We start from the raw sequence: 22821 nt of genomic DNA, 5'->3' as shown, positions 1-22821 counted from the left end.
CTTATGATCGTGATCTTAATGATTTAAAACGACATCAATAAGAGTTTAAAGAAATTCATCTTGATGACTGAAAAAAGAAAGATTCTTTATTTAGCTGGATTGCCGCAATACAATCGATAAAGGGTATTTAAGACCACAATCAAATTTTGATCTTTAATTGAATAATAAATCTGTTTGCCATCGCGCCGGGTATCTACCACATCGCTTTTACGCAGCATCATGAGCTGTTGGGAAAGAGTCGGCTGTTTAATCTCAGTTATTTCCTCAATTTCTGAAACATTCAGTTCCGCTTGAGACAGATGACATAAAATAAGAAGACGGTCGGTATTGGCCAGAGATTTTAAAATGCCAACGACCTGTTCTGCTGAATCGCGCATAGTCGTGATTTCAAAATCGGTTTTCATTCAATATGTCCATTATAAAGTTACAGCCCGCTAATTATACGGGTCTTAGCCCGTAATACCTTGCTAAAAACAGTTAAGTTTTATGGTTTTTAATGAATTGAATTATCAATTAAAATTATATTTTAAATATTGATAGATAAGATAAATTTATTGCATAGTGCAGAAAGTATTTTAGTTCACATTCGTGCAATGAAGTGCAAGTTTCATCAAACATCTACAAAGCAAAAAAATGCTTGTATGATGTTTAAGCGACTTGAACCAATAACATCAGGGATATCATCATGAGTACAGATTCAGCTTTTCCAACACCGAATAATTTAGGTATAGCGGTTTATAGTAATAATGCAGACGCGATTGGAAATACACCGCTTGTTCGTATTAATCGTGTGATTTCCGCTCCGGCCACGGTACTTGCGAAAATTGAAAGCCGTAATCCGGCATTCTCAGTCAAGTGTCGTATTGGTGCAGCGTTGATTAATGATGCTGAAAAATCTGGCAAGCTCAAATCCGGTATGCATATTGTCGAGCCAACCAGCGGCAATACCGGTATTGCATTGGCTTTTGTTGCGGCAGCCAAAGGTTATGACATTACTTTGACCATGCCTTCAAGCATGAGTATTGAACGCCGTAAGGTGGTGAAAGCATTGGGTGCCAATCTGGTATTGACTGATCCGGCCAAAGGCATGAAGGGCGCGATTGAAGAAGCACAACGTCTAGTCAATGAAAATCCTGAACTGTACTACCTGCCACAACAGTTTGAAAATCCGGCCAACCCTAAAATTCATGAAGAAACCACGGGCCCAGAAATCTGGGAGGCGACTGCGGGCAATGTCGATATTCTGGTCGCAGGTGTCGGAACGGGTGGAACCATTACCGGTATTTCACGTTACTTTGAAAAAGTGAAAAACAAACCTTTATATTCAGTGGCGGTGGAACCTGCTGAATCTGCAATTATTGGTCAGGCGAAGCGTGGTGAAACCCTAACCCCTGGACCGCACAAAATTCAGGGTATCGGCGCCAACTTCATTCCAGGTAATCTGGATCTGGACCTGGTCGATGAAGTAATCGCCATTAATAGCGCAGATGCAGTCGAATGGGCACGTAAAACAGCAGCTCAGGAAGGTATCCTGGTCGGCATTTCAAGTGGCGCGGCTATGGCAGCAGCGGCACAATTGGCGGCTCGCCCTGAAAATGCTGGTAAAAATATTGTGGTGATTTTGCCAGACGGTGGTGAACGTTACCTGTCTTCGATCTTATTTGAAGATATTTCTGCCGAATAACATTGATGCATTTTATATTTTAAATACTGGCATACAAGCCCGAAGTCATCTTCGGGCTTTTTTATTGGGTGACTTTAAATCGCAGCAGACAGCTGCATTATTTTTAAAATAGTCAGATGAAAGACTTGACCTTACCATGATGGGAATGTTTAAGCTATAAGCTCAACAGTGAGTTGAGGCATGGAGATGGGCATGGCAGAACAAGATAGCAACCGCTTATATGAGCAGCAGGTGCAGATTGGCGGTATGACCTGTGCCTCCTGTGTCGCTCGGGTGGAAAAAGCCTTGAAAAAAATTGAAGGCGTGGTCGAGGCGTCTGTCAATCTATCGACTGAAAAAGCTTTTATTAAAAGCCAGCAGCCGATTGCTGCCGCTGCGCTGGTTCAAGCAATTGAAAAATCCGGTTTCGATGTACCGACGCAACAGTTTGATTTGAACATTGAAGGCATGACTTGCGCTTCATGTGTGGCACGTGTGGAAAAAGCTTTATTAAAAGTAGAAGGTGTCAGCGAAGCACAGGTCAATCTGGCCACCGAAACGGCCTGGGTGAAAGCCTTACATTCCCAGATTCCGGCCTTGATTGCTGCTGTGGAGAAAGCCGGTTATCAGGCTACAGTAAAATCCGGTACGGATATGTCGGCAGATAGTCATGGTGCTTTTCAGGAAAAGAAAGCCAATGAAACGGCACAACTGAAACGAGATTTATGGCTTGCAGTCATTCTGACAGCGCCTGTATTTATTCTGGAAATGGGCTCGCATCTGATTCCGGCATTTCATCATTTTATTGCCCATACGCTGGGAACCCAGAACAGCTGGTATCTGCAGTTTGTACTGACCACTTTGGTGCTGATTATTCCGGGACGGCGTTTTTATCAGCATGGTATTCCAGCTTTATTGCGTCTGGCACCGGATATGAACTCGCTGGTGGCCGTTGGAACGATTGCCGCATATGGCTTTTCCTGTATTGCGACCTTTTTTCCGCAGTTGTTACCGCAGTCCACTGTGCATGTGTATTTTGAAGCGGCCGCCGTTATTGTCGCGCTGATTTTACTGGGGCGTTATCTGGAAGCCAAAGCCAAAGGTAAAACCTCGGAAGCGATTCAGTATCTAGTCGGCTTGCAACCGAAAACGGCACGGGTAGAACAGAATGATCACTGGGTTGATCTGGCAATTTCCGATGTGCAACAAGGAATGTTGATTGAAATTCGTCCGGGTGAAAAAGTCGCTGTCGATGGTGAAGTGGTTGCCGGACAAAGTTATATTGATGAAGCGATGATTAGCGGTGAACCTTTGCCTGTGGCCAAACAGGCTGGCGATCAGGTGGTCGGCGGTACAGTAAACCAGAACGGAACCTTGAAAATCAAGGCCACTGCGGTCGGACAGGATTCGGTACTGGCGCAGATTATTCAGATGGTAGAACAGGCACAAGGCTCAAAACTGCCAATTCAGGCCGTGGTCGATAAAGTGACTTTATGGTTTGTGCCGGCTGTTATGGCACTGGCGGCCCTGACCTTTATGGTCTGGTTCCTGTTTGGGCCTGAGCCGAATCTGACCTATGCATTGGTAAATGCAGTCGCCGTACTGATTATTGCCTGTCCATGTGCGATGGGACTGGCGACTCCTACCTCAATTATGGTCGGAACTGGCCGTGCAGCAGAACTGGGCGTGCTATTCCGTAAGGGCGAAGCATTGCAGTTATTGCAGCAAACCAAAGTCGTCGCGCTGGATAAAACTGGAACCTTGACTGAAGGAAAACCGCTTCTGACCGACTTTGAAGTTACAGCAGATTTTAATCAGCAAGAGGTATTACAGCTAGTCGCTTCAGTGGAGGCTAAATCTGAACATCCGATTGCCCACGCTATTGTTCAGGCTGCCCGTGAGCAAGAACTGCAACTGAGTGAAGTGACGGATTTTGATTCGATTACCGGTGCTGGGGTCAAAGCACAGGTGTCCGGTCAGCAGCTGCATATTGGTGCGGAGCGTCTGATGCAGGACTTGGGCTTAAATGTCGATCTGTTTAGAGCTACTGCACAAAAGCTCGGTGATCAGGGCCGCAGTCCTTTATATGTAGTGATTAATCAAAAGCTGGCTGCGATTATTGCTGTCGCTGACCCGATTAAACCGACTACTTATAGCGCGATTCAGGCCTTGCATGACCAAGGCCTCAAAGTAGCGATGATTACGGGTGATAATCAGCATACTGCGCAGGCGATTGCCAAACAGCTGAAAATCGATCAGGTGATTGCGGAAGTCTTGCCGCATGAAAAAGTCGATGCCGTACGACAACTCCAGCAGCAATACGGCGTGCTCACTTTTGTCGGGGATGGAATCAATGATGCGCCGGCACTGGCACAGGCCGATGTCGGTATGGCGATTGGTACCGGCACTGATGTCGCGATTGAAGCAGCCGATGTGGTGTTGATGTCAGGCAATTTACAGCATGTGGCGACAGGCATCGGCTTGAGTCAGGCGACCATGCGCAATATCAAACAGAACCTGTTTTGGGCCTTTGTCTATAATATTGCCTTAATTCCGATTGCCGCAGGTGTACTGTATCCGTTTTGGGGCATTCTGTTATCACCAATGTTTGCCGCAGGCGCGATGGCACTATCCTCTGTGTTTGTGGTTAGTAATGCCTTGAGATTAAAAGCTTATCAACCGGTGCAGTTTAAGGAGTCAGTATGATGAATATTGGTCAGGCCGCAAAACGGTCCGGCATCTCTGCAAAAATGATCCGATATTATGAAGAAATCGGCTTGTTGCCGGCTCCGAAACGCAGTGATACAGGTTATCGGATTTATAGTGATGCGGACATTAAAACATTAAGTTTTATTCAGCATGCACGTGAACTTGGATTTTCTTCAGAGCAGATGAAAGAATTACTCGGCCTGTGGCTGAACAGCTCACGCCAGAGCAGCGAGGTTAAACAGCTGGCACAAAAACATATCCAGTTTTTACAACAGAAAATTGCCGATATGCAGCATATGCTATTAATTTTACAGCAATCTGTTGAGCAATGTGCTGGCAATGAACAGTCCGATTGCCAGATTTTAAAACAGATTGAACAGGGTGTCGTCCCCGAGCAGCACTGACCTGATCTGCAGTTCAGCTCAGATTAAATATAGTCTGCCGAATCCCATAAACTCTAAACCAATCCTATGGAGCTAAACATGAAATTTCGTATTGAAAACATGACCTGTGGTGGCTGCGCGCGCAGTGTCACGGCTACGATTAAAGATCTGGATGAGAATGCCACTGTGAATATTGATGTGGCCACTAAGCTGCTTGAAGTTGAATCGACAGCCAGTGAGTCTGAGATTGTTGCAGCTTTAACTGAAGATGGTTTCCCGCCTGTGGCAGCCTGATCATTGTCGTGTTAGATCGCGCTTAATGATCGTATGAAATTATACAGCCAAATAAAAAATGCCTGATCGAATCAGGCATTTTTTATTATAGTGATTATACCGATGAGATTTTATCTGGCGTCATGAGTGCCTGATTAATATACAGCTTAATCAGACGTTCACGTGACCCAATCGCTTTTTGGTAATTGGTCGAATTTAATAACAGCGAAGCGCCATAGGTGACTGTCCAGATATAAGACAAATAATCGCGAATCGACATAGCACTTTCTAAAGCCACCAGATAATCATGGGTGATGTCTTTAATCCGGATAATTCGTTCTTCACGAATACGATAAAGCTCCTGAAATAACTCTTTCATATTTTTTTCGTTATTGGTTAAACGCTCTTCAATGACATGCAACAGGATGGTTCGGTTTGAATTGAGCATGTGATAGAGCATATATTGTGAAACATAATTTTTAATATCGTTATTATGCTTTTTTGATATTTCTAGAATTCTTTTTTCATTCAGAATAATCAGTTCTAAATATAACTGGTTCTTGCTTTTAAAATGTTTGTAGATGGTTCCTTTTGCGATGTCCAGTTCACTGGCCAGCTCACTCAGGGTAATGTCCTGATTATTATCCAGTAGCAGGCTTTCCGCCATGCTGAGGATCTTCTCTTTACGAAGAAGGAAGTTCTGCTGTCTTACAGTCGTCATCTTCTTGGTCCATACTTTTCGAAAAAGAACCTTTCAAGGATATGCAATTTTGCACGCGATGGCTATAAAACTAAGGTCGTGATATTTATCTCATTTTGTATATTTATGCAGCAACTGCTGACAAATAAAAATAGCGATGCTAAGCAGACAGAAATATTGTCAAGAAAACTGAACCCTAGAGATCAACTTTGCTAAATAAAATTCCATTTTCAGTATAATTATTTTATTGTTTCAGCGCACGAAGCTAAATCCTTCGACTGTTTTAAGCTCATATTTATCAGGGTTTAGTACGGAAAGTAGATCAATATTAAGCTGGCATATTCAGTCACTCATACTGAACATGAAGACGTGATTTTTAAGGCAACTTTATGAATCTAGATATAGATTTAATACTGCAAGAATTGGATATCACGATTTTAAAATCGCCTGTTTGGATTCTAATGAAAATTAGAAAATATTTGGCAACAGGATTGAGTATCACCCTTTAAGGAATTTAAAAATGCCGATTTATAATGCGCCGCTAAAAGACATGGAATTTATTTTAAATGATGTATTCCAAGCTGAACAATTTTGGCAAGGTAATGAAAATCTTGCACATTTAGATATGGCGACGGCAAATGCAATTCTGGAAGAGATGGCCAAATTTTCTAAAAATGTCATTCTTGACCTGAATCGTCCTGCTGATGAAGAAGGTGGTGCTCAGTTTAAAAACGCTGAAGTGACGACACCAAAAGGTTTTAAAGAAGCTTTCAGACAGTTTGCTGAAGGTGGCTGGGTGGGCTTGGGTGCTCCTGAAGAATGGGGTGGGCAAAACATGCCGAAAATGCTCACGGTTCTGGCGGATGAAATGATCTGGAGCACCAATCCATCTTTCATGCTTTATCCGCTATTAACGGTGGGTGCAGGTATGGCGATCAGTGACCGCGCCTCACAGGAACAGAAAGAAACTTATTTACCAAAATTCTATACGGGTGAATGGTCGGGCACTATGTGTCTGACTGAACCACATTCCGGCACAGATCTTGGCATTATCAAGACCAAAGCTGAACCGAATGAAGATGGTTCATATAATATTACCGGCACCAAAATTTTTATTACCAGCGGTGAGCATGATCTGAGTGAAAATATCATTCATCTGGTGCTGGCAAAAACTCCGAATGCACCAGCAGGTTCACGTGGTATTTCCCTGTTTATTGTGCCGAAATTCCTGGTCAATGCAGATGGATCACTGGGTGAGCGTAATGCAGTATCTGCCGGTTCGATCGAACATAAAATGGGAATTAAAGGCTCGGCGACCTGCGTCATGAACTTTGACGGCGCCAACGGCTATATGGTTGGCAATGAAAATGAAGGTCTGGCCGGCATGTTCGTGATGATGAACTACGAACGTTTGTCTATGGGAATTCAGGGCATTGGTGCAGCAGAATTTGCCTACCAGAATGCGGCACAATATGCGACGGACCGTTTACAGGGCCGTGCATCAACTGGTGCAAAATCTCCAGAAAAACCAGCCGATTCAATTCTAGTCCATGGCGATGTACGCCGTATGCTGCTCAATGTACGTGCTAACAATGAAGCTTCACGTGCGTTTGCGGTGTATGTAGGTCAACAACTGGATATTACCAAATACTCAACCGACCCTGAAGCGGTGCGTAAAGCGACTGACCGTGTGGCGCTGTTAACGCCAATCGCCAAAGCTTATTTGACCGACAAGGCACTGGATTCTGCACTGGAAGCGCAAATGTGCTTCGGTGGTCATGGCTATATCCGTGAATGGGGCATGGAACAGTGTATTCGTGACCTGCGTATTTCACAGATTTATGAAGGCACCAATGGCGTGCAGGCGATTGACCTGATTGGGCGTAAAACCACCAAATGTAATGGGACTTATATCGCGGAATATATTGCTGAAATCCGTGAATTTGCCCAAAATTTAGATGATTCATTGACGATTAAAACGGCGACATTAGAAGCCTGCCAGCAACTTGAAGATATCACCAAATTCATCGTCGAGCAGTCTAAACTGAACCCTGATTTTGCCAACGCGATTGCTGTCGATTATTTACATGCGGTTGGGCTACTAAGTTTCGTGTATATGTATGCGCGGATTAGCAAAGCCGCTGCAGCCAAAGACGACAGCTACTTCCAGAACAAACTGGTACTGGCCAACTATTATGTGGCCAAAATACTTCCGGATTTGAGTGCACGAATCCAACGTATTCAAGCCGGTGCGGAACTGGTGATGCAGTTGCCTGAAGACTATTTTACCGCACAGGCTTAACCCGCAATGATTGCGAAGGACCAGCCCTACAGCGCTTTGGCTATGTAGGGTTGATAACAATGATGAAAAAGGATGAAACTAAAATGATCGTAATTGTAGATGCAGTACGTACCGCGATGGGCGGTTTTCAAGGTTCATTGTTAAGCTGTACCGCGCCGGATTTGGGTGCTGTGGCAATTAAAGAAGTGGTGGCACGTGCAGGATTGGCGGCCAATGATATTGATGAAGTGATCATGGGCTGCGTACTGCCAGCCGGTTTAAAACAGGGTCCGGCACGTCAGGCCATGCGTCAGGCAGGTCTACCGGATTCAACTGGTGCGACCACCATCAATAAAATTTGTGGTTCAGGCATGAAAGCCGTGATGCAGGCAGCAGATGCGATCAAGGCCGGTTCAGCAGAGATTGTGGTGGCTGGCGGGATGGAGTCGATGTCAAACGCACCCTATTTAATGGACAAGGCACGTGCCGGTTTCCGCATGGGACATGGCAAAGTCATTGATCACATGTTCCAGGAAGGTCTGGAAGATGCTGAAACAGGTCTGTCGATGGGAATTTTGGCTCAGGAAATGGCGGATAAAAAAGGCTATACGCGTGAGCAGCAGGATGACTATGCGATTGGCTCATTAAATAAAGCCGTGACCGCCGTCCAGCAAGGCTTCTTTAAAGATGAAATCGTGCCGGTCACTGTCAGCAGCCGTAAAGGTGATGTGATAGTAGAGCAGGATGAGCAACCTTTAAATGCCAAGGCTGATAAAATTCCAACTCTGCGTCCAGCGTTCAAAAAAGACGGCACCATTACTGCGGCAAATGCCAGTTCAATTTCAGATGGTGCTTCAGCATTGGTGATCACCTCGAGCGAAATTGCTGCACAGCGTAACTTAAAACCGCTAGCTAATATTCTGGCCTATGCCAGCCATTCGCAGCATCCGTCAGAATTTACTATTGCACCTGTTGGTGCGATTGAAAAAGTCCTGAAAAAAACCGGTTGGGATGCTCAGGAGGTTGACCTTTGGGAAATCAACGAAGCGTTCGCCATGGTCACTATGTTAGCCATTGATGGCTTTAAACTTGATCCAGCAAAAGTGAACATTAATGGTGGTGCTTGTGCGCTTGGTCATCCATTGGGTTCTTCTGGCTCTCGTATTATTGTGACCTTGATTCATGCCTTAAAACGTACTGGCGGCAAGAAAGGGATTGCGTCCTTATGTATCGGTGGTGGTGAAGCGACTGCGATTGCTGTGGAACTGATTTAAGCACATCCTAAATCGTATATTCAGGTAGCAAACTCAATACTGATTCATTGGAGACTTTCTGCTCTTGGTTTGCCAGGAGCAGGGATTCTTTAAATCATATTAATTTTTAAAATACACAATAAAATCCATATTTTCAGACTTTGCTGATCCCATTCCATCTATATTTTTACTATAAAAATTACTTTTTAAATTATTTAAAAACTTTTTCCAGCACATGCCGGTGAATAAATCGTAACTTGTCTTTAACTGCTTCGCTCAGCTTGAAGGGGTAGGCATCTTCCAGACCCATACAACGGTTTAAGGCATTCAGATTAAAGGTCAGGGTAACCCAGTTTTCCAGAATATGTTCAAAATCCTGTCCACCAATCGGGCATTCTTTAAAATCCATACTGGCCAGATAGCTGCCATTTCCTTCGACACGCATACCACCATAGTAGGCAGTTTCCAGTGTTTCCATCATATGCAGATAATGTGCCCAGGTTTCTGCCCAGTCTTCCCAGGGATGGGCGGTGGCATAAGCACTGATATACTTTTCCTGCCAGTTGATTGGTGCGCCTTCGTTATAATGGCGTTCAAGTGCCTTGCTGTAGTCTTGCCGCTCATCGCCAAAATACTGACGGAATTCATCTAGCAATTCCGGATGCATATGTTGCATGAGCGCAAAATAATAATGGCCGCTTTCATGACGAAAATGACCCAATAAAGTCCGGTAGTTTTCACCCATATTCACACGTGTAGTTTCACGATAAACCACATCAGCTTCAATGGCATTGAGGGTAATGACACCATTGGCATGACCAATTAAAACAGGCTTGTCTTCTTGGGGCAGGAGAAAATCAAAACGCAGACCAAATGGATCATCTTCAGACTTTTTAGGACGTGGCATCATGTTCATGCGCTGTGCCAAATACAGAAAACGGCGTTTGGCTTCTTCCAGTCGAAACCAGTAAATCAGGTTCTCGGAATTTTCCAGATCAGGAATGACATGAGTCAGCTGACAGGATTCACAAAACTCCTCGTCTTCATCGCTAGGAATCATCCAGTTGCATACCTGATAATTTACATAATTGTGACAGGGTTTATAACTGGCATGCTGGTAGTTCTTGGCGATTGGAACCCATCGCTCAGCACTCTGTTTTTCGAATGCGCATAGCTCTTTTTCCGAAGCGATATAACCGATCGGTGACAGGCAGTGATCACAAACTGATTTGTAAAAAAACAGCTGTTGCTTGCAGACGGCACATTCAAAATGTTTCATTAAACTCCCTGTAGGGAAGCGAACGACCTAAAATGTTTATCGATGATGAACACGAAAAAAGGTTCAGAATGCCTACCTAATTTTCTTCCTGATAAAGAAACATCATAAAAATTTCATTGAAAATTCTATATGGATGAATTGTAAATATAGGCTGCTTGATATTAAATGAAACATCAATTGAATCTTTGTTTTAATAAAAAAGTATAGTTAAACAAGCTTTTAAATAAATAGATTTTTAAATAGAGTGAGTTGCCATCTTAAAAACACGGACAAGGCGTATTGACGGATATTACCAAATATTCCGACCGGTTTTTAAATTTGGGGGAAGTCCATTCAAGAACAGCTAACTTTTAAGAATAAAAAATTTTTAATGTGAGCAAGCTAATAAAGAGGAATTAAAAAAAACATGAAAATTAGAAAAGCCAATCTTCAGGATACTCGTGCCATTGTCGATGTGATTGCACCCTTTGTCGATGCCGTGATCAGTTCGGAAGAAGGTCGCCAGCGCTTTCAGCCTGAGATGATCCAGACCATTTTCGAGCGTCCGGACATTCATTATTTTGTGGCAGAAATCGATCATCAGGTGATAGGCGTCGTGGCTTATATGGAACCTGCACACTTCATGCATTTTTTCCTTAATCAGGCCTATCAGGGGCAGGGTTATGGCCGGCAAATGTGGCGCTTTTTAGAAAGCGAGATCCGCCGTCAAGGCCATTCAAGTATTACGGTAAAATCCAGTCTTTATGCCTTAGATATTTATAAGCGCTTTGGTTTTGTAGAAACCGGAAAATATACGGAAGAACATGGAATCTGTTTTATCCCGATGCAAAAGGATTATCCGGATTTTTAAGAGAAAAATAAAAAAGCTCCCAGATATAACTTTATATTCCAAAAAAATGGTCATTTTCTGACTGTTTTATAGGTGATTTCACCTATAACAATGTGCCATTTACCTAAATTTTCTCCAGACAAACACCTAGAGTACTGCGCAGTTTCAGCTAGCCATCTTCAGATTTTACCTATCTAAACACAGATTCATCCTTATATTTCCCTGCCATGTTTCAGGTCTAGATTAAGTCATGCGCTTGAGGCTTTGAAAGCCCTGCAACTAAAGACTTTGAAGACTAGGGGAAAGCTGTAAATGCTAAGCAAATATCTGAAATCAATGGTATTGACCACAAGCCTGATCAGCTGTGCACCGTTCGCATTTGCAGCTGAAAATGGTGGTAGTGCCTATCCGGATGGGACTGAAAGTTTTCTAGGTGGCGCAATGCCACCACCGGGGGCCTATCTGGTGAGCTACAACCAGTTCTATTCAGCAGATAAATTCAAAAATGATCATCCGGTATTTGATGATTTCAAACTTGATACCTTTGCCACCGTCGCGCGTGGTGTGTATGTCAGTGATAAGACCTTTCTAGGTGCAACGTGGGGTATGCACGCATTTCTGGTCTATGCCAATGCCGACATCACTTTAGGCGGTGGGCAAGATGAAAAAACTGCATTGGGTGATGTGATTATCGATCCATTTCTATTGGGCTGGCATAAAGGCGACTGGCATGTCGAAACGGGTGTCGATTTCTATATACCAATCGGTTCATATAACAAAAACCGCCTCGCCAATATCGGGCGTAACTACTACACCATTCAACCGATTGTTTCTGCAACTTATCTGAACCAGCAAGGCATTGAAGTCAGTACCAAGTGGATGTATGACATTAACTTTGAAAATAAAGATACCAGTTATGAGTCGGGTAATGCCTTGCATGTGGATTACATCGTTGCCAAGCACATGGGACCTCTGGCAGTCGGTCTAGGGGGTTATGTGCATCACCAGCTTGAAGGTGACTCCGGTGAAGGAGCCGTACTAGGCGAGTTCAAGGCAAAAGCAGCCAGTATCGGTCCACAGCTGCGTTACCAGTTCCCAAAAGGCGTCGCAGTTGCCGCCAAATACCAGAAAGAATTAGGGTGGTGTTTCAAAAAGTATGCTGGCGTTAAACAAATCCGTTATTAAGGTAAAAGAAAGTCAAATCAAAGGCTTTAAAATGATTTTCGAGCTTTTTAGAAAAGTTGCAACTTCTCCTAAATCCACGCCTGATTCGATGACGAATTCTACAGTTGTTACCTTCAATACCGACGGTAAAAAACTTACCGATCACTTGCTTGCAACATTGAAATGCTGTGATAAAACTATCCCAGTGATCACTCGCAATTCCAGCATATTGAACCCCAAGCTTTTTAAGTCTAGCTTTAAGACGTTGAACCGTTGCTAAATCCCGCTTACCCCAAACATAAGCAACAACTTCTCCAGATTCTCGATGGTAGGCATAAATAAGCCATTGTTTATTTTTCTTATTCCCTACAAAAGTCCAAAGTTCATCGACTTCAAGACATTCGTAGTGGCTTTGTTTAGGCTGAATCTGATAGATCGATTCACTTAAGGTTCGTAATACCTTGCCAATGCTGATACGCTCGACTTCAGCAATATCTCTTACACCGCTTCCTCTGACCATTAAATGTAATATCTTGCCGGTAATACCTGAGTTACATCCTTGATAGCTTAATGCATGATCACCAATAAACTGACGTTTGCAATCTTTGCATTGATGGTTTTGTTTCCCATCTACTTTGATGCCATTTCTCTTTATATTGTTACTTAGACAGGTAGGACATTTGATTTGTAGCGTTATTTTCATACCTCTATTTTATCAAAAGCCATATTGTTTTTTTCAGCATACTTTTTGAAACACCACCAAATACATTTAGCACGCTCCTGTGCAGATAATGAAATATTAAAAATTGCGCCGGATTCACCCTGGCAGACCCATAAATAACCCTGATGGTTTTCAATAATGCTACGCGATAAAGTCAATCCGATCCCCATGCTGTCTTTCTTGCTCGAATAAAAAGACTCGAACAGCTGTTCCGGATTTTGTCCTTGCAGTCCCGGACCATTGTCTGCAATGGCAATTCGGGCATGCTGGTTGTGCTGCCAGGTCCGGATATAGATATCACGTTGGCCTTCAGGATTACGTTGCAACGCATCCACCGCATTAAAGACCAGATTAATGATGACTTGGCTAAACAGGGTTTCATCAGCAGAGATAGAAACCGGTGTCACACTCATTTCATAATGAATGGTACAGCCGCCCTGATCGGCTTTCAGTCCAATCAGGGGATGCAGGTCCTGAATCAGTTTATTGAGGGAATGCACCTGAAAATTGGCTTCGCCTTTACGCAAAAAGCTGCGCATACTATGGATAATCTGGTTGACCCGTTTGGTCTGATCCAGTGCGGCATTCATGGCATCCAGCGTTTCCGTGGTATTGGCCAGGCCGTTTTGAATACGGATAATACTGCCACCAACATAATTATTGAGTGCAGCTAAGGGCTGATTCAGTTCATGTGCCAGTGCGGTCGCAAGTTCACCCATGGTTTTGCAGCGTGACATATGGCCTAATTGACGTTCCCGAGCCCGCGCCATTTCTTCTGCTTCAATCCGTTCGCTAATATCGCGGTAATTGATCAGGATTCCCTGAATATCCAGATGGTCGAGCAGGTTGCGATAGGTTGCTTCATGGTGCCGCCACTTACCATTATGGTGCAGAATTTTGTAATGCAGCACTCCAATCGACTGTTCAGCCGGTTTTTTAAATAACAGTTGCCGGACTTTGACCCGGTCATCTGGATGAATGATACTCAACACATTTTTATTTAAAACAAAGCGGTCACGATAACCTAAAATACGTTACAGAGAAGGGCTGGCATACAGCAGTTTGCCTTGCAGGTCCAGAATCGCGATGCCATCGCCTGAGTTTTCCAGCAGCATCTTGAAATACTGATCTTTAGACTACAGCTGATACTGATATTTCTTGATTTCACTAATGTTGCGAACCAAAGCCAGTAGCTTGGGCTGATCCTCAATTTCGACCGTTTTCAGGCAAACTTCCACAGGAATCTGCAGTTGATTCTGTGCCTGAATAATCCATTCAAATGTAATTGCTTCATGGCTGGCAGCTTGTTGCACCTTTTTTAAGGCATGGTGAAAATCAAAACCATGGCTATGCGCACTGATTTTTTCTACACTCATGCTAGTTAATTCAGATTTGCTGTAACCGGTCAGGTCTTCAGCTGCTTCATTGACGTCCATGAACTCGACACTGCCGATATCATGCACAAAAATGGCATCACCCGCCTTATCAAAGATGGTTTGATAATAATTTAAACTGGTCATTCTCATTCCTTACCTGAGATAGCATCCGGCGATCTGGTACAGGGGTATTCGTCTTCACTGATGAATACTTGTTGTTATTGAATTCATATTGGAGCAAAGTAAAAAAGAGTTCAATTACACTTCAGGTCTAATTACATACTTTAAACATATAAAATAAATACACACTGCACACATCAGCCTAGCAAGATTTGACTAAGCAAGATTAGTACCATTTTCACGTTTTAATATGACTGGCAGATCACATTGTATTTTTCTAGCAGGATTCTTTCCCAATTAAGCCAAACTTTCTGCTATCGGCCAGCATCCTATTTTTAATTAGTCAGCGCTTTTGTTAAGGCATAGAATTATTTCACTTTTGTTGTAATAGCACTCAATGGATGGCATTCAGCTGGATTTTTTTCACTTTAATGGCTGCATTTATGCAGGCTTGGCGTAATGCCTTTCAAAAACAGCTCAGCACCACGGTCGATGTCTGGGGAGTCACCCTGGCACGCTTTATTTTCGGTTTGCCATTCGCTGCGCTTTACCTGAGCAGCCTGTATTATTTCAAGCCAGTTGAAAGTGTGGTTCACTTCACGCCCAAGTTCTGGGTCTATGTAGTGATTGCAGGTTGCAGCCAGATTTTAGCTACGGCACTGATGGTGCAACTGTTCAAGCAAAAAAATTACGCGGTTGGGGTGGGGCTGGCGAAAAGTGAAGCCATTTTAGCCGCCATTATTGGTGTGACCTTATTAGCAGATCATTTGTCATTTTTGGCCTGGATTGGTGTGGCGCTGGGCGGATATGCGGTATTTTTATTGAGTAAAGGCCAACAGGTCAGCGGGTTTTCAGCGAGAACATTGGCGATCGGGATTGGCAGTGGATTAAGTTTTGCCATTACCTCGCTTCTGGTACGCGAAGCCAGTCTGGAATTAAGCACTTTACCCACCTTGCATCGTGCGGCCTGGGTGCTGTTAATGGTGATCAGTTTTCAGTGCCTGAGTATGCTGCTTTACCTCAGCCTATTCAGTCGCCAGACTTTAGTGGCCATGTGGCAGCGTCTGGGCTTAACTTTTAAGGTGAGTGTGTGCAGTTTTATGGCATCACTCGGCTGGTTTACTGCCATGAGCATGATGAGTGTGCCGGTCGTGAAAACCTTAGGACAAATTGAGATTCTGTTTAGTATGCTGATTTCGGCATATTTCTTTAAAGATAAACTGGCACGTGCGGAGCATTGGGGACTAGGCTTGGTAGTGATTGCGGCGATTCTAGTAATCTGGGCCTGATGCAGCACTAATTTTTTAAATCTAAGTATAAAAAAGCCACTGATCAACAGTGGCTTTTTCTTTGCATTTATTGTTTAAGCAGCAATAAATTTCTGAACCGCCTGATTAAAGGCCTCAGGTTGTTCCACATTGGAAATGTGCGAGGCATTGATTTCAAACAACTGGCTTTGTGCAATTTCAGCTTGCATGGCTTGACCATCTGCAACAGTCGTTACGGGGTCTTGCTGACCGGCCACAATCAGTACCGGCACTGAAATCGTTTTGATCTGTTCACGTAAATCCGCCTTAGCCAAAGCTTCGCAACAACTTGCATAACCTTCCGGGCTGCCAGCTCCAAGGTCGTTTGAAAGTTCTGCAACTGTCGCTGCGTTGCTTTGGATAAAGGGTTCGGTAAACCAGCGTGATGCTGCAGTTGATGCAATCGGTGCCAGACCTTGTTCACGCACCAACGCGGCACGTTCCAGCCAGGCTTGTTCCTGACCAATCTTGGCAGCAGTATTGCAAATAATCATGTGGCTAAAACGTTCAGGCTTGTTAATCGCTAACCATTGACCGGTTAAACCGCCCATCGAGATACCACAGAAAGCGGCTTTCTGGATATTCAGATGATCCAGCAGATTGACCACATCCTGACCTAACTGTTCAAGACTATACGGACCTTGTGGTGCAGAGGAAGCCCCATGACCACGAGTGTCATAACACACAACAAAATAATCTTGCTGGAAAAATTCAATTTGTGGTTGCCACATGCTGAATTTAGTGCCCAATGAGTTAGAAAAAACCAGGGCAGGTTTGCTGGCATCACCAAAGGTCTGGTAATTGATCTGGGCATCGTTGGATGTAAATGTTGGCATTGAAATCCCTCCCGACCTCCCTTTAAAAAAGGGAGGAGGTTTATCTTTTTAATAGGTTGTTAGACGCGTTCAATAATCAAAGCGATGCCTTGACCGACACCAATACACATTGAACAAAGACCGTATTTACCGCCAGTTTGTTCCAGCTGGTTGAGTGCGGTTGTGACTAAGCGTGCGCCAGATGCACCAAGTGGATGGCCCAAAGCAATTGCACCACCATTCGGATTGACTTTCTCTGAACCATCTTCAATGCCAAGGTCACGAGTACAAGCCAAAGCTTGTGCTGCAAAAGCTTCATTCAGCTCGATCACATCCATCTGCTCTAAAGTCAGACCGGTTTGCGCCAGTAATTTCTTAATGGCAGGTGCTGGACCAAAGCCCATGATACGTGGTTCAACACCAACGACGGTTGAACCAATAATTTTGGCACGTGGTTTTAAGCCATGTTGAGCAATTGCTTCATCAGACGCGATCAACAGGGCAGCTGCACCATCGTTAATCCCTGAAGCATTACCCGCCGTTACCGTCCCCTCTGCTTTCACCACAGGCTTCAGTTTTGCCAGAGCTTCTGCAGTGGTAGATGCACGCGGATGTTCATCAGTATCGACAACCACCGGATCGCCTTTACGCTGTGGAATCACTACAGGAATAATTTCATTTTTATAGAAACCTTTGGCCTGTGCTGCTGCAGTACGTTGCTGGCTGGTCAAGGCAAACTTGTCCTGGTCTTCACGGTTGATGTTGAACTGTTCCGCCAGATTTTCAGCCGTTTGCGGCATGGTTTCTACGCCGTACATTTCTTTCAGTTTCGGATTGATAAAACGCCATCCCATGGTGGTGTCTTCAATCTTCTGGCTACGGCCATACGCCGTTTCTGACTTGCCCATCACGAATGGGGCGCGTGACATGCTTTCTACACCACCAGCAATAATCAGATTCGCTTCACCGGCTTTAATCGCACGTGCTGCCATTGCGATGGCATCCATCGATGAACCACACAGGCGGTTCACGGTCGTCGCTGGTACCTGATAAGGCAAACCTGCAAGCAGAGAAGACATACGACCGACGTTACGGTTGTCTTCACCGGCCTGATTGGCACAGCCATAGATCACGTCATCGACCTGTTCCCAGTTCACACTTGGATTACGTTCCATCAAAGCTTTAATTGGCAGCGCACCTAAGTCATCTGCACGGACAGGCGCGAGACCACCGGCATAACGGCCGAATGGGGTACGGATGGCATCGATAATATATGCGTTTTTCATTGTGTATTTGCTCACATATTTAAAAGAAGAAAACTCCTCCCTTTTTAAAGGGAGGTTGGGAGGGATTTAATGAAGTAGTTTTATTCCTCAAATCCTCCCTAAATCCCTCCTTTAATAAAGGAGGGACTTCCCCTTAATTTGATTGAGTCGCATCAATCAGTTTGGCACCAGTCAATGACTGCAATTCTTCAAATGACAGACCTTCAACTTTCTCAATCACTTTCATCCCTTCAGGGGTGACATCAATCACGCAGAGGTCGGTATAGATACGGTCGACACATTTCAAGCCAGTAGCCGGATACGTCAGTTCAGCCACGATTTTTGGCTCGCCTTTTTTGGTCACGTGGTCAGTCGTAATAAAGACTTTCTTCGCGCCCACAGCCAGATCCATCGCACCGCCGACTGCTGGAATTGCATCCGGTGCACCGGTATGCCAGTTAGCCAAGTCACCATTTTCAGCGACCTGGAACGCGCCCAGTACGGCGATGTCTAAGTGACCGCCACGCATCATCGCGAAAGAATCACCATGATGGAAGAATGAACCGCCTTCAAGTAAAGTTACGAATTCTTTACCAGCATTAATCAGCTCAGGATCGCGGTCTTCTTCAGCAGGAGGAGGACCGAAAGCCAACAGGCCATTTTCAGAATGCAGGAAGACGTCTTTATCGCTTGGCAGGTAGCTGGAAATCTTGGTCGGTAAACCAATACCGAGGTTCACATAAGCGCCATCAGGAATATCTTGTGCCACACGTTCAGCGATCTGGTCACGGGTCAGTTTGCTATAGCTCATTATTTATCTCCGATGCCAATTATTGTGCAGGTTTAACTTGAACAACGTGTTGAACAAAAATTCCCGGGGTGATGATGTGTTCCGGATCCAGTGCACCCAGTTCAACCACTTCAGAAACTTGAGCAATCGTCACATCCGCAGCCATCGCCATAATCGGGCCGAAGTTACGCGCAGATTTACGGTAGACCAGATTGCCCCAACGGTCGCCTTTAGAAGCTTTAATTAAAGCAAAGTCAGCTTTAATTGGATTTTCTAAAACGTAGTCTTTACCTTCGTAGTTCATGGTCGGTTTGCCTTCAGCCAGCAAAGTACCAAAACCGGTAGGCGTGTAGATTGGACCTAAGCCCATACCTGCTGCCTGAATACGGCAAGCCAGATTACCTTGCGGCACCAGTTCCAGTTCGATCTTGCCTGCACGATAGAGTTCGTCAAATACCCAGGAATCTGACTGACGCGGGAAAGAACAGATAATTTTACGCACAGCGCCCGCTTTAAGCAGTTTCGCCAGACCATAATCGCCATTACCGGCATTATTGTTGACAATAATCAGGTCTTTAATACCCAATTCGATCAGACCATCAATCAGTTCAGCAGGCTGACCCGCTGTACCGAAACCACCGATCATAATGGTAGAACCGTCCTTGATCTGGGAGAGTGCTTCTTTCAATGATAATGAACTTTTATCTATCATAATCTGGTCCTTACATATCCTAAACTGATGGATGTCTTTAAACTCGTTTTGAATCTGATGCTGTAACCGGAACTGCGTTACGGTTTTTCTGTGACAGCAGAAAATGTGCTACCAGGCCAATGCAAATTCCCCAAAAGACTGAACTCAGTCCCAAGAAATGCATGCCGGAAGCAGTCGCTAAAAAGGTGATCAGTGCTGCATCACGTTGCGACTCTTTGCCCATGGCCACGGAAATGTTGGTGGCAATCGCACCCAGTAATGCCAGTCCTGCCAAAGCCGCAATTAATTCTTTGGGCATCAGGCTAAAAAGCATGACAATGCTGCCGGCAAATAAGCCGCCTAAAATGTAAAAAAGCCCATTCGCCACACCAGCGATATAACGCTTTTCTTTCAGCTCGTGGGCATCTTTCCCCAGACACAAAGCAGCTGTGATCGAGGCCAAGACAATCGTGATACCACCTACACAGGCCACTGCAAGCGAGGCAATACTGGTTGCACTAATAATTGGCTTGGCGGGCATGTCATAACCACTGAGTTTGATAATCGCCATTCCCGGTAAAAACTGGCCAGACAGGCTGACCAGAATCAGGGGGAGGACCAGATTCAGGGTTGAACTCCAGGTCCATTCTGGTGCAATAAATTGCGGAATCGCCAGACTGAAATCTGCTGTGACCGGGTTAATCTTACCCAATAACATGCTTAAAACCACACCCGCAACCAGCACCCAGACCATGGCATAACGTGGACTGAAACGCTTGGCCAGCAAAAATACCGCCAGCATGCCAAAGACGATATAGGGCATGGTATCGGTCGCGGTAAACAACCCTAAACCAAACTGCAGTAAAATCCCCGCCATCATTCCGGCAGCGACTTCCTGGGGAATCCAGGACAGCAATTTGTCGAAATAACCGGTAATCCCAATGAAAAAAATCACCACGGCAGAGGTGATATAGGCAGCAACCGCTTCATTGAGCGAAATATCGGGAAACAGCGTGACTAATAAAGCTGTTCCGGGTGCAGACCAGGCGGTAACGACAGGTATTTTGTATTTAATCGATAAAAAGATACCTGCGAGTGCGGCACCAATAGAAATTCCCCAAATCCATGAAATCATCATGTCCGGGGAAACCTGGGCTTGCTGCGCCGCCTGGAAAAAAATGATCAGTGGCCCTGAATAGGAAATCAGCACTGCTAAGAATCCTGCAACAGTTGCTGAAATTGACCAATCATTTTTTAATGTCTGAAACAGGGTATTCATTGGTGATGTGCCTCCTTGCGTCGAACCATGAGCCTGTTAAAAATCGTGATGATCAGGACTAGCCTTGATCACCACCACCGACTGGTACCACGGTACCTGTCATATAAGATGATTCATCGGAAGCCAGGAATACAATCGCATTCACTTGCTCCTGAATCGTACCGTAGCGTCCCATAAACGTACGGTCAATGGTCTGATCAACCACTTGCTGCATCCATTCTTTTTCAGATTCAGTCAGTGGATTGGCATTGCGCGGTACTTTACGTGGTGGTGCTTCAGTGCCACCCGTCGCGATTGCATTGACACGAATTCCATCTTTGGCATGTTCAAAGGCAAGGGAAGCGGTCAGGCCGTTCACACCACCTTTCGATGCCGAATATGGCACACGGTTAATGCCGCGTGTCGCAATAGAAGATACGTTTACAATGGTACCTTTCTGATTTTTAATCATTTCCGGAAGTACTGCACGGCAGCACCACAGCGTCGGGAACAATGAACGGTTCACTTCCTTGATAATTTCCTCTTCAGAAAATTCTTCGAAAGGTTTCATCCAGATCGCGCCACCGACGTTGTTGATCAGGACATCGACACGGCCATAGGTTTCTAGCGCTTTTTCAACGACTGATTGAGCACCGGCAAACGTTTCCAGATTGGCTTTGACCGTAATCGCATCACCGCCAGTCGCTTCAATTTCAGCCAGAACTTCTTCCACATAAGGGGAAAGGTCAGCCATAACGACTTGAGCACCTTCGCTCGCCACTTGCAGCGCGACACCGCGACCGATGCCTTGCGCGGCACCAGTCACAATTACGACTTTATTTTCAAATCTTTGACGATTAGACATTGAACAAATTCCCTCTATTAATTGGCAGAGAATTTTTCAAACAGGAAGCTTGCAGGTTTCACGCCTTCAGCATCCAGCCAGCCGCGAACTGCTTCAACCATTGGTACAGGGCCACACAGGTAAACATCTACATCACCGCCATTTAGCCATTCGTTCTCAATATGACCGGTCACATAGCCTTTACGCTCATGTGCAGATTCTGGATTTGCTACTACAGTGCGGTATTCGAACCACGGGAATTTTTCTTGCAGTTCGTTCAGTTTTTCAATGGCAACCAAGTCGAAATCATTGGTCACACCAAATACTAAACGCACTGGATGTTCTGAACCTTTTTCTTCCAGCACTTGCAGCATTGACATGAATGGTGCAATACCTGTACCACCAGCCAGCATCAAGACAGGACGGGTCACAGGGCGCAGGTAGAAGCTACCAAATGGACCGGTAAAAGTCATCTTGTCGCCAGCTTTGGCATTTTTACTTAAGAATTCACTCATTTTGCCGTTCGGTACGTTACGTACTACGAAACCGGTCAAACGGTCACTCGGTTTTGAGCTGAATGAATATGAACGGGTTTCAGTCGTGCCCGGAATACCGACATTGACATATTGACCAGCAAGGAAGTGAATGTCCGGTTGACCTTCATCTAACTGGATGTCAAAAGTAATAGTCGAGTCAGACAGGTTTTCGACACGCGCCAGCGTACCTTGGAATTCATGAATTTCAGTTTTGCAGACTTCTGAAGAAGCTTGAATCTGGAATACTGCATCTGAAGTTGGTTTACACTGACAAGCCAGAATAAAGCCTTCAGCGGCTTCTTCAGGCGTTAAAGCATCTTCAATATAAGTTTCTTCAGGCATGTCATAAGAACCTGATTCACAAAACGCACGACACGTTCCACAAGCACCATCACGGCAGTCCAAAGGAATATTGATCTTTTGACGGTAGGCTGCATCTGACAGTGTTTCACCATCTGAAACAGAAATAAAACGTGTAACGCCATCTTCAAATTGAAGTGCAACATTGTGGTTTGACATGGCTGAATATCCTATATAAATCTTTGTAACTGAGCCTTTCAGCCA

Annotated in this window: 22 protein-coding genes; 9 read left to right on the top strand and 13 right to left on the bottom strand. The window is 44.7% G+C overall.

The features are described from left to right. Positions 1-86: 86 nt before the first annotated feature. On the bottom strand, positions 87-404 hold the full coding sequence (locus G4D73_RS02640; protein WP_004647061.1) for an ArsR/SmtB family transcription factor: 318 nt from the start codon (positions 402-404) through the stop codon (positions 87-89). A gap of 281 nt (positions 405-685) precedes the next feature. Between G4D73_RS02640 and cysK the strand changes: the two genes are divergently transcribed. The 4 genes from cysK (at position 686) to G4D73_RS02620 (ending at position 5049) form a co-directional block, all read left to right on the top strand. Next, entirely contained in the window at positions 686-1684 is a 999-nt protein-coding gene (cysK, locus tag G4D73_RS02635) for a cysteine synthase A (RefSeq protein ID WP_213687321.1), read from the top strand. 186 nt (positions 1685-1870) lie between these two features. Further along, positions 1871-4369, top strand: coding sequence for a heavy metal translocating P-type ATPase (locus G4D73_RS02630; protein ID WP_213687320.1), 2499 nt, complete (start codon positions 1871-1873; stop codon positions 4367-4369). Further along, entirely contained in the window at positions 4366-4776 is a 411-nt protein-coding gene (cueR, locus tag G4D73_RS02625) for a Cu(I)-responsive transcriptional regulator (protein WP_004731129.1), read from the top strand. Before G4D73_RS02630 ends, cueR begins: the two co-directional genes overlap by 4 nt. A gap of 78 nt (positions 4777-4854) precedes the next feature. Next, positions 4855-5049, top strand: a complete 195-nt coding sequence (locus G4D73_RS02620; protein WP_180086968.1) for a heavy-metal-associated domain-containing protein — start codon at positions 4855-4857, stop codon at positions 5047-5049. 94 nt (positions 5050-5143) lie between these two features. On the opposite strand, the gene G4D73_RS02615 is transcribed toward G4D73_RS02620, so the two are convergent. Next, positions 5144-5749, bottom strand: a complete 606-nt coding sequence (locus tag G4D73_RS02615; protein WP_180086969.1) for a TetR/AcrR family transcriptional regulator — start codon at positions 5747-5749, stop codon at positions 5144-5146. A 499-nt stretch (positions 5750-6248) separates the two neighbouring features. Between G4D73_RS02615 and G4D73_RS02610 the strand changes: the two genes are divergently transcribed. Then, a complete protein-coding gene (locus tag G4D73_RS02610; RefSeq protein ID WP_213687319.1) occupies positions 6249-8030 on the top strand; it encodes an acyl-CoA dehydrogenase C-terminal domain-containing protein in 1782 nt (593 codons plus the stop codon). Positions 8031-8113: 83 nt separating this feature from the next. After that, positions 8114-9283: a thiolase family protein gene (locus G4D73_RS02605; protein ID WP_213687318.1), complete on the top strand. Its 1170-nt coding sequence runs from the start codon at positions 8114-8116 to the stop codon at positions 9281-9283. A gap of 190 nt (positions 9284-9473) precedes the next feature. Here G4D73_RS02605 and G4D73_RS02600 read toward each other — a convergent pair whose 3' ends face one another. After that, positions 9474-10541, bottom strand: coding sequence for a zinc-binding metallopeptidase family protein (locus G4D73_RS02600; protein ID WP_004731123.1), 1068 nt, complete (start codon positions 10539-10541; stop codon positions 9474-9476). A 406-nt stretch (positions 10542-10947) separates the two neighbouring features. On the opposite strand from G4D73_RS02600, the gene G4D73_RS02595 reads away from it, so the two are divergent. Both G4D73_RS02595 and G4D73_RS02590 read left to right on the top strand, forming a co-directional pair. Next, positions 10948-11391, top strand: coding sequence for a GNAT family N-acetyltransferase (locus G4D73_RS02595; RefSeq protein WP_004647050.1), 444 nt, complete (start codon positions 10948-10950; stop codon positions 11389-11391). 291 nt (positions 11392-11682) lie between these two features. Further along, entirely contained in the window at positions 11683-12555 is an 873-nt protein-coding gene (locus tag G4D73_RS02590) for a SphA family protein (RefSeq protein WP_213687317.1), read from the top strand. Here the strand turns inward: G4D73_RS02590 and G4D73_RS02585 are convergent. From G4D73_RS02585 to G4D73_RS15465, 3 genes are all read right to left on the bottom strand, one after another. Continuing rightward, positions 12536-13237, bottom strand: a complete 702-nt coding sequence (locus tag G4D73_RS02585) for an IS1 family transposase (RefSeq protein WP_005263793.1) — start codon at positions 13235-13237, stop codon at positions 12536-12538. The genes G4D73_RS02590 and G4D73_RS02585 overlap by 20 nt on opposite strands. After that, the gene (locus G4D73_RS02580) at positions 13234-14244 is read right to left on the bottom strand and encodes an ATP-binding protein (RefSeq protein WP_266100016.1); all 1011 of its coding nucleotides are present in this window, start codon (positions 14242-14244) and stop codon (positions 13234-13236) included. Before G4D73_RS02580 ends, G4D73_RS02585 begins: the two co-directional genes overlap by 4 nt. 147 nt (positions 14245-14391) lie before the next feature. Then, on the bottom strand, positions 14392-14775 hold the full coding sequence (locus G4D73_RS15465) for a PAS domain S-box protein (RefSeq protein ID WP_228305183.1): 384 nt from the start codon (positions 14773-14775) through the stop codon (positions 14392-14394). A 377-nt stretch (positions 14776-15152) separates the two neighbouring features. Between G4D73_RS15465 and G4D73_RS02570 the strand changes: the two genes are divergently transcribed. Continuing rightward, the gene (locus G4D73_RS02570; RefSeq protein WP_213687316.1) at positions 15153-16040 is read left to right on the top strand and encodes a DMT family transporter; all 888 of its coding nucleotides are present in this window, start codon (positions 15153-15155) and stop codon (positions 16038-16040) included. A gap of 74 nt (positions 16041-16114) precedes the next feature. Here G4D73_RS02570 and pcaD read toward each other — a convergent pair whose 3' ends face one another. From pcaD to benC, 7 genes are all read right to left on the bottom strand, one after another. Then, complete coding sequence (gene pcaD, locus G4D73_RS02565) at positions 16115-16894, bottom strand: 3-oxoadipate enol-lactonase (protein WP_213687315.1); 780 nt, start codon at positions 16892-16894, stop codon at positions 16115-16117. A 59-nt stretch (positions 16895-16953) separates the two neighbouring features. After that, entirely contained in the window at positions 16954-18159 is a 1206-nt protein-coding gene (gene pcaF, locus G4D73_RS02560) for a 3-oxoadipyl-CoA thiolase (protein ID WP_004731114.1), read from the bottom strand. 133 nt (positions 18160-18292) lie between these two features. After that, positions 18293-18949, bottom strand: coding sequence for a 3-oxoacid CoA-transferase subunit B (locus G4D73_RS02555; protein ID WP_004731112.1), 657 nt, complete (start codon positions 18947-18949; stop codon positions 18293-18295). A gap of 19 nt (positions 18950-18968) precedes the next feature. Beyond that, positions 18969-19640 (bottom strand): 3-oxoacid CoA-transferase subunit A, encoded by a 672-nt coding sequence (locus tag G4D73_RS02550; RefSeq protein WP_004731110.1) that lies wholly within the window; start codon positions 19638-19640, stop codon positions 18969-18971. A 37-nt stretch (positions 19641-19677) separates the two neighbouring features. Then, positions 19678-20898, bottom strand: a complete 1221-nt coding sequence (gene benE, locus G4D73_RS02545; protein ID WP_213687314.1) for a benzoate/H(+) symporter BenE — start codon at positions 20896-20898, stop codon at positions 19678-19680. Positions 20899-20956: 58 nt separating this feature from the next. Beyond that, positions 20957-21742, bottom strand: coding sequence for a benzoate diol dehydrogenase BenD (gene benD / locus G4D73_RS02540; protein ID WP_121979968.1), 786 nt, complete (start codon positions 21740-21742; stop codon positions 20957-20959). Between the two features lie 17 nt (positions 21743-21759). Beyond that, a complete protein-coding gene (gene benC, locus G4D73_RS02535; RefSeq protein WP_213687313.1) occupies positions 21760-22776 on the bottom strand; it encodes a benzoate 1,2-dioxygenase electron transfer component BenC in 1017 nt (338 codons plus the stop codon). Positions 22777-22821: the final 45 nt, after the last annotated feature.

Source organism: Acinetobacter sp. WY4 (genome assembly GCF_018438165.1).
Taxonomy (GTDB): Bacteria; Pseudomonadota; Gammaproteobacteria; order Pseudomonadales; family Moraxellaceae; genus Acinetobacter.
This window is presented reverse-complemented; position numbering and strand designations above follow the sequence as displayed.

Bases quoted from the DNA above. Each gene is read 5' to 3' on its own strand.
- G4D73_RS02640 (WP_004647061.1), bottom strand. From the start codon at position 404: ATGAAAACCGATTTTGAAATCACGACTATGCGCGATTCAGCAGAACAG.
- cysK (WP_213687321.1), top strand. From the start codon at position 686: ATGAGTACAGATTCAGCTTTTCCAACACCGAATAATTTAGGTATAGCG.
- G4D73_RS02630 (WP_213687320.1), top strand. From the start codon at position 1,871: ATGGGCATGGCAGAACAAGATAGCAACCGCTTATATGAGCAGCAGGTG.
- cueR (WP_004731129.1), top strand. From the start codon at position 4,366: ATGATGAATATTGGTCAGGCCGCAAAACGGTCCGGCATCTCTGCAAAA.
- G4D73_RS02620 (WP_180086968.1), top strand. From the start codon at position 4,855: ATGAAATTTCGTATTGAAAACATGACCTGTGGTGGCTGCGCGCGCAGT.
- G4D73_RS02615 (WP_180086969.1), bottom strand. From the start codon at position 5,749: ATGACGACTGTAAGACAGCAGAACTTCCTTCTTCGTAAAGAGAAGATC.
- G4D73_RS02610 (WP_213687319.1), top strand. From the start codon at position 6,249: ATGCCGATTTATAATGCGCCGCTAAAAGACATGGAATTTATTTTAAAT.
- G4D73_RS02605 (WP_213687318.1), top strand. From the start codon at position 8,114: ATGATCGTAATTGTAGATGCAGTACGTACCGCGATGGGCGGTTTTCAA.
- G4D73_RS02600 (WP_004731123.1), bottom strand. From the start codon at position 10,541: ATGAAACATTTTGAATGTGCCGTCTGCAAGCAACAGCTGTTTTTTTAC.
- G4D73_RS02595 (WP_004647050.1), top strand. From the start codon at position 10,948: ATGAAAATTAGAAAAGCCAATCTTCAGGATACTCGTGCCATTGTCGAT.
- G4D73_RS02590 (WP_213687317.1), top strand. From the start codon at position 11,683: ATGCTAAGCAAATATCTGAAATCAATGGTATTGACCACAAGCCTGATC.
- G4D73_RS02585 (WP_005263793.1), bottom strand. From the start codon at position 13,237: ATGAAAATAACGCTACAAATCAAATGTCCTACCTGTCTAAGTAACAAT.
- G4D73_RS15465 (WP_228305183.1), bottom strand. From the start codon at position 14,775: ATGACCAGTTTAAATTATTATCAAACCATCTTTGATAAGGCGGGTGAT.
- G4D73_RS02570 (WP_213687316.1), top strand. From the start codon at position 15,153: ATGGCATTCAGCTGGATTTTTTTCACTTTAATGGCTGCATTTATGCAG.
- pcaD (WP_213687315.1), bottom strand. From the start codon at position 16,894: ATGCCAACATTTACATCCAACGATGCCCAGATCAATTACCAGACCTTT.
- pcaF (WP_004731114.1), bottom strand. From the start codon at position 18,159: ATGAAAAACGCATATATTATCGATGCCATCCGTACCCCATTCGGCCGT.
- G4D73_RS02555 (WP_004731112.1), bottom strand. From the start codon at position 18,949: ATGAGCTATAGCAAACTGACCCGTGACCAGATCGCTGAACGTGTGGCA.
- G4D73_RS02550 (WP_004731110.1), bottom strand. From the start codon at position 19,640: ATGATAGATAAAAGTTCATTATCATTGAAAGAAGCACTCTCCCAGATC.
- benE (WP_213687314.1), bottom strand. From the start codon at position 20,898: ATGAATACCCTGTTTCAGACATTAAAAAATGATTGGTCAATTTCAGCA.
- benD (WP_121979968.1), bottom strand. From the start codon at position 21,742: ATGTCTAATCGTCAAAGATTTGAAAATAAAGTCGTAATTGTGACTGGT.
- benC (WP_213687313.1), bottom strand. From the start codon at position 22,776: ATGTCAAACCACAATGTTGCACTTCAATTTGAAGATGGCGTTACACGT.